Annotated in this window: 9 protein-coding genes and 1 pseudogene; 5 read left to right on the forward strand and 5 right to left on the reverse strand. The window is 60.7% G+C overall.

All coding sequences use genetic code 11. The annotated features are described in order from the left end of the window. The 5 genes and pseudogenes from rimO to RMO18_RS17995 form a co-directional block, all read left to right on the forward strand. Positions 1-951 (forward strand): annotated as a pseudogene (rimO, locus tag RMO18_RS17975) (30S ribosomal protein S12 methylthiotransferase RimO); the annotation flags it as partial. Positions 952-1,051: 100 nt separating this feature from the next. After that, on the forward strand, positions 1,052-1,201 hold the full coding sequence (locus tag RMO18_RS17980) for a hypothetical protein (protein WP_309667774.1): 150 nt from the start codon (positions 1,052-1,054) through the stop codon (positions 1,199-1,201). Between the two features lie 180 nt (positions 1,202-1,381). Then, positions 1,382-1,573, forward strand: a complete 192-nt coding sequence (locus tag RMO18_RS17985) for a hypothetical protein (RefSeq protein ID WP_309667776.1) — start codon at positions 1,382-1,384, stop codon at positions 1,571-1,573. 103 nt (positions 1,574-1,676) lie between these two features. Then, entirely contained in the window at positions 1,677-1,958 is a 282-nt protein-coding gene (locus tag RMO18_RS17990; protein ID WP_309667778.1) for a hypothetical protein, read from the forward strand. Between the two features lie 323 nt (positions 1,959-2,281). Further along, positions 2,282-3,874 carry a hypothetical protein gene (locus tag RMO18_RS17995; RefSeq protein ID WP_309667779.1) on the forward strand — a complete coding sequence of 531 codons (1,593 nt, stop codon included), beginning with the start codon at positions 2,282-2,284 and terminating at the stop codon, positions 3,872-3,874. A gap of 26 nt (positions 3,875-3,900) precedes the next feature. Here the strand turns inward: RMO18_RS17995 and RMO18_RS18000 are convergent, their stop codons facing one another. From RMO18_RS18000 to RMO18_RS18020, 5 genes are all read right to left on the reverse strand, one after another. Then, positions 3,901-4,263 (reverse strand): diacylglycerol kinase, encoded by a 363-nt coding sequence (locus tag RMO18_RS18000; protein ID WP_309667780.1) that lies wholly within the window; start codon positions 4,261-4,263, stop codon positions 3,901-3,903. Positions 4,264-4,362: 99 nt separating this feature from the next. Continuing rightward, positions 4,363-4,812 (reverse strand): hypothetical protein, encoded by a 450-nt coding sequence (locus RMO18_RS18005; protein ID WP_309667781.1) that lies wholly within the window; start codon positions 4,810-4,812, stop codon positions 4,363-4,365. Positions 4,813-4,847: 35 nt separating this feature from the next. Continuing rightward, the gene (locus RMO18_RS18010) at positions 4,848-5,273 is read right to left on the reverse strand and encodes a YigZ family protein (protein WP_309667782.1); all 426 of its coding nucleotides are present in this window, start codon (positions 5,271-5,273) and stop codon (positions 4,848-4,850) included. A gap of 58 nt (positions 5,274-5,331) precedes the next feature. Beyond that, positions 5,332-5,583: a DUF6455 family protein gene (locus RMO18_RS18015; RefSeq protein ID WP_309667783.1), complete on the reverse strand. Its 252-nt coding sequence runs from the start codon at positions 5,581-5,583 to the stop codon at positions 5,332-5,334. Between the two features lie 84 nt (positions 5,584-5,667). Further along, positions 5,668-6,273 carry a M48 family metallopeptidase gene (locus tag RMO18_RS18020; RefSeq protein ID WP_309667784.1) on the reverse strand — a complete coding sequence of 202 codons (606 nt, stop codon included), beginning with the start codon at positions 6,271-6,273 and terminating at the stop codon, positions 5,668-5,670. Positions 6,274-6,295 lie beyond the last annotated feature (22 nt).

Genomic DNA, 6,295 nt, shown 5'->3' on the forward strand with positions numbered 1-6,295 from the left:
CGACCTTCTGCCCGCAACGGGCGTGACCCTGACGCCGCGCCACTACAGTTACCTCAAGATTTCCGAAGGTTGCAACCATACCTGCAAGTTCTGCATCATCCCAGACATGCGCGGCAAACTCCTCTCCCGCCCCGCCCACGCCGTCCTGCGCGAGGCGGAGAAACTGGTCAAGGCCGGGGTCAAGGAACTGCTGGTGATCAGCCAGGACACCTCTGCCTACGGTGTCGACCGCAAGCATGACCTCAGCCCCTGGAAAGGCGGCGAGGTCCGCGCCCACATCACCGACCTCGCGCGCGAGATGGGCAAGCTTGGCGCCTGGGTCCGCCTGCACTACGTCTACCCCTACCCGCATGTGCGCAACCTGATCCCGCTGATGGCCGAAGGTCTGGTGCTGCCCTACCTCGACATCCCGTTCCAGCATGCGCATCCAGACACCCTCCGCCGCATGGCCCGCCCGGCGGCTGCCGCCAAGACGCTTGACGAAATCGCTGCCTGGCGCGCGATCTGCCCCGACATCACGCTCCGCTCCACTTTCATCGTCGGCTACCCCGGCGAGACGGAGGCCGAGTTCCAGACCCTGCTGGACTGGATGGACGAGGCGCAACTGGACCGGGTTGGCTGCTTTCAATATGAGAACGTCGCCGGGGCGCGATCCAACGCCTTGCCGGATCATGTGCCCCAGAGGTCAAGCAAGACCGCTGGGATCGCTTTATGGAAAAGGCGCAGGCTATATCCGAAGCGAAACTGGCCGCAAAGGTTGGAAAAGTGCTAGAGGTGATCGTCGATGAGGTCGACGAGGAAGGCGCCACCTGCCGCACCAAAGCCGACGCTCCCGAGATCGACGGAAACCTGTTCATCGATGACGGCTTCGAAGGGCTGGCACCCGGCGATATCGTCAACGTGACGGTGGATGAGGCCGGCGAATATGACTTGTGGGGCAGTATTGCCTGACAAAAGCTGAAATCCGGGTTTCAGAATCGATGGCTGCAGGCATTGCTTTGAGAGGCTGCCTCTCATTTCAATGGTGTACCTTTGATCCGCAATGGTATCCTTGCCGCAATCGCACTTGTTCTGGCCACGGGGGGCCAACGCCGATCCGATCTCCGACCTCCTGCAACTGACCTATGCCGGCAACACCGGCGGGGCCGAGGCGATCGTGACCGGCACAGCCGACATCACCCTGCAACAGGATCTGATGTAGGCACTTTCCGCGATGCATCCCGATACCATTCGCTTTACCGAGACCTAGGCCCAAGAGGAGCCTGAAAACCCGGTCGCCTTGACCGCTCGGGCGTGGTCTTTGTTCAATTCCGGTCAAGTAGAGCGGGGCGAACACAGCGTCCAAAACAGTTGACCGCCTTCGCTCAGGCTGGCCAATCAAATGTTCGATGAGGCTTTCGTATTGGCCGCCCATGCGTCAGAGCTTGCGCCAGGGTTTCTTCCGGCCTCGGACGCGGTGATCCTGATCGGCCAACTCAGCGGTCATCGGGACAAGATGGATGCAGAGATCAAGATTTGGTCAAGGCGCGGCTTGGGGCAGACCGATACCCCGGCAGCCCCCATGGCCTTCTGACCCTTGGCTATCTGTTCGATGTCGAGGTTCTGTTCGCTCGTCAGACATCTGGTCTGGACGCCAATCCCAATGCCCCGACGTCGAAGAGAAATCTGCTAAGATTATGGAGCCGGACGCGCGCAACTCCGCTGAAATGGAAGATCGCGCACTCCGTCGGTTGGAAATGTCGCCTCGCAACGTCAAGGCGCTTTTGCTCGGCGGGCAATATCTGATCCATCAGTTCCCGGACGCGCTGGACTCTGGCCGCTGGAATCCCGCGCTCAGCGTCAACGCCGCCATCTATTCGAACGACCAGTCCGAACGGCTGGGCAGGTTGGTTTCAGCCGCGAAATATGGGCCTGAAGGCCTGAGGTTGCAGGCAGAAAGCGGATCGCCGCTGCCGTAAAGTCAAGCGCAACTTGACGATGTCTATGCGTGCCCCTATGTGCGCGCCCTGCGTCTTCTGGAGTTGGTTTGCTCCTGTAGTGAAGAGGGTCTTGAGGCCTGCTTCAGGTCGTCGGGCCCATCTCCTGCAGACGAAATGTCTGGCGAATACAGTCTGTTGGAAAAAATCACAGCCCGGGGTGCTTGCACCGCATAACGCGAAAAAACGGTAGAGGACCTTTTGTTTTCCGAGATCGATCTTGGTCTGTGAAGGCAGTGAGGGTGCCTTAACTTCGCCATCGTTGAACGCTTCATCAAGCATGTCTCTTTGGTCAGGATCGTAGCATGCGTCAGTCAAAGCTTGTCTCGTTGCCCTTGTTTGCTTTCGCCATTCTGATAGCGCTGTCGCCGCAAGCCTTGCGTGCAGATGGCAAGTTCGATGCCTGGACCCTGATCCACGCCGGCAAGATGGCCGAAGTGCGCCAATTGCTCGCCTCGCCCGATTTGGCCGCCCAACGCATGGCCTTCGCGGCCTTCAGAACCTCGGACCCGGTGGTTGCGGCGTTCAGCGAAGCGATGCTTGCCGAAACACCTGATGACCCCAAGGCCATGACAGCGCGCGGTATGTCGCTTCATTCCACCGGCTGGAAGATGCGCGGCACCTCTGAATGGAGCGCCATCTATCCCCAAGCGCGCGAGCGTATGCTTGCCATGCATACCGAAGCCGAAGCCTTGGCGTTAGCTGCATTGTCGGCTGACCCGACCCTCATTCCCGCATCGGATCTGTGGATGCGGGTTTCGATGACATTGGGCCATAACAGTATTGTCCCGGATGAGATTCAGCGCGTCATGGCCATCGCACCCACCCGCCAAAGCCTGACCATCGCGGCATCTGCGCTTGCACCGCAATGGGGCGGATCGGAAGAGTACGGCTACGCGCTTTGCGACGAGTGGGCCGCCATAGTCACAGACGTAAAGGATTACACCGTCGAAATCTGCAAACTCGACGTGGTGTTTGCCGCGAACTACTCATGGCAGACGCGTGAGGCGGTCAGAGAGCAGGTCGTTGTAGTCGATCATCCGGTTCTTGCAGGGCCACGGCTGGATCTTGCCATTTCGGGGCGGGTGCCAAAGGCCGTGGCGGTGACGATCTTGCGCGTGCTTCAGTCATCGGAGGAGATGAAGCTGCACCATTTCCGCCGGTGGGATGATCTTGAGGGAAAGTCAGACATCTCCGGCGTTGGTCCGCGAACCAAGGCAGCCCTTGGCACGCTCATTCCGCGAATGCGCGCTGAAAGTGATTTCGATCCCGGTGATGGGATCGCGCTGATGCTCTATATCGACGCATTGCTCATGCAGCGTCAGGCGGACGGATCAGAGTATCCCAGAGACGAGGTCGAGGCCCGCTTCGGCGCCTTGTTCGACGTGGCACCCTATGATCCAGACGCCTGGTCGCGGTTCGGCTTTTACCTGGACATGTTTCGGGATGCCTCCACCATGACCCTGGCGGATGCTGATCATATCAGGGCGGCCTTTGTGAATTCCGTGGTCTATGCCAACCATAAACCCTCTTACGTCAGAACTTTGGCGTCGTTTAACCGCATGTTTTGGGAAGGGCTGGACAAGCGCAATCTTGATGCGATGGACGCCACGGGTGAACCCGCTTTTGACCGCGAAGAGTTCAACACTCGCATCGTCTGCCCGACAGTCCGGTCGATCCGCGTGCTGGATGCGCTTTGTAAAGGTGGCCTCACCCAGCCGGAGGGTTGCCCGGAAGATGTTTCGATGTCGGATGACAGCTGGCCACGGCTGACCGAACTGAAGGAGCGTGCAAAATCGCGCAAGGCTTGTGAGACTGAGCTGTCCGCTGATCCACAGGATCTTTTGTACAGTCTGGTTCCGATGGACTTGCACAAGATGCCGGGCACCGCTGACTAAGGCCAATGGGCCGCATTGGCACATCGTCACCCCACCAACACCACCACCCACGCGACCCCGCCCGCCAAGGCCGCCAGCGCCACTCCGGCCGAACCACAGTCCTTGGCTTTCTTGGCGCGGGGGTCCTCGGCGGTGGATACATAGTCCACCACCTCCTCAATCGCGGTGTTCAACAGCTCTGCCGCCAGAACCAGCAGCCCCAGCGCCAGGATCATCGCCCTCTCGCCCGCCGCAAGGTCCAGCCAGAACGCCAGCCCCGCCGAAAGCGCATTGACCACCGTCCATTGCCGCAGCGTCTTTTCGCTGGCCCATGCCGCGCGCCAGCCGTCCCATGACCAGATCACCGTGTTGGCGATCCGGCGCAGTTCGGATTGCAAAACCCCTGACATCGTCACCCCCCTGTCACAGAAGGGTGACGCTATCGCCAACTTGCACCACGGTCGAGCCTTGCGGAAAAGGGCGGCACCGGGGCTTGGAATTCGTCGCTGTCAGGCGTTGCGCCAAAGATTGGCCAGCCAGATCAATACGCCCGCAAGAATGGCGACTTCCATTGCCGGGAACACGGGCCCTATTGTGGAACCGTCCATTTTTCCGCTCATCATCAGGGCAAGACCCGCCAACAACACGAATGTGCCGATCTGGTGTAGCCAGAAATGCGCCTTTGGCATCCAGCCCTGTGCCATCTGCGGGATCAGCCGGTAGGCCAACCCGAAAACCGTCATCAGGGTAAAGCCCAGCAAATTGATATGCGCATGAACCGGTAACAACGTATGATCTTCTGACGCGCCCATGTAACTGCCAAGCACAATTCCGACAATCAGATAGACTGCTCCCGCGATAAGGAAGTTGCGCGAAACATTCATTTTCTCTGTCCCATTTTGTTTTTCGCGGATCTGGTCCGCCCCGGGATGGTAGCAAGTACCCTGCAAAAAATACATTGCAACTGTTGCATGCATCAAAACTCAACGCGCCGTCACGAACGCCCCGGCTGTGTGGCTTTCAGCTGCGTCCTTTGTTGCTTGGCTGATCCCGGCACTTCGTCAGGGCGCGGGGCATGGGCCTCAAGTGCGGCGCGCACACAGGTGACGATATGGGCAAAACGGTCACCGCCCAGATGCACCCCTCCATACCAACGGGTCACCACGATCAGATGGTCCACCAGACCCTCGCGCTCCAGCATCTTCAGGATGATTGCACCGGCCCCGGCTTCGCCATCGTCAGATTTCTGTGTGCCGCCGTCAGAAAGGATGACGGCCCAGCTGTTGTGGGTGGCTTTGGCATATTTCTTGATCTGCCCCAGATCGGCAAGATAGGCCTGCACCCCGGCCCGCCCCGCCACCGGCGCAAGGGCCACGCCAAAGCGCGAACCGCGATCCCGGACAACATCCTCTATGCGCATCACACCCCGACCCCGGCCCTGACCGGGTGATCTTAGCTTGCGGTGCGCAGGACCACCATCACCCGCTCAGCGACTCGATTTCCGCTTTGTTCGGGCAAAAGTCGGGCATCGAGCGTGCCGCGCCTGACCGGGCAAGCCATTGCTCGCACGCTTCGCTTGACCCGCAAGCCGCGCAGCGGGCGATGATGCCCGACAGCTCGCTGCGCCGCAGCCAGCCGTCAACCACCGCCTTGCTGAGGTTGATACCGCTGATCCGCGCCATGCCGCGCGTCAACCACCAGGCCCGATGTGCCTCCGGATAACCGATCATTGCTGCACTCCCTCCCACATCGGCGGCCAGCCGCCCTTTGACGGAAATCCTGCACCGTTGGTGTGCCATTCACCTTGATCAGAATCAAGGTGCCGTCAGGCGGCGCACCGTGGCCGCCACCAGCGCCTTGCGCTGGGAATTGCGCGGGTGGGTGCCCAGAAACTTGTCGCCGGGGTCGGGCAGACGGTCAAAGAACGCTGATCCGCGCACCGGATCAAACCCCGCCAGCACCGCGATTTCCGCGCCCAGCGCATCGGCCTCCAGTTCGAACTCCTTGGAATAGCTGCGCGCGGCAACCTCGGCACCAAGGGACTGCGCGGCGCGCACTTCGTCGGGGGACAGCCCGTTCGCCTGCGCAAGGACACCCGCCAGCATCGCCCCCGAAAGTGCCTGATCCGCCCGCTTGGGGATGTGTCCCAGCACGTGGTGCGCGGCCTCATGGCCCATCACGAAGGCCAGCTCGTCCACGTTGCGCGCGTCGGCAATCAGCGCAAGCGTAAAGCCCACGATCGGGCGGCCATACCGATCCACGGTCTGAAAGGCGTTCGGCGGTTGTTCCAGGCGGTCATCAACCACGATCCTGAAATCGCATTTGCGCACGATGGCGCGCTTGGCGCACAGCGCTTCGGCCACCGGCTCCACCCGCGCCACCACCTGCAGAAAGTTCACCGCAGATCCGCGCGGGGTCAGCCGGCCATCCGCACCGACAAGG

This window comes from Tabrizicola sp. (genome assembly GCF_031377265.1).
GTDB lineage: Bacteria > Pseudomonadota > Alphaproteobacteria > Rhodobacterales > Rhodobacteraceae > JAUYQR01.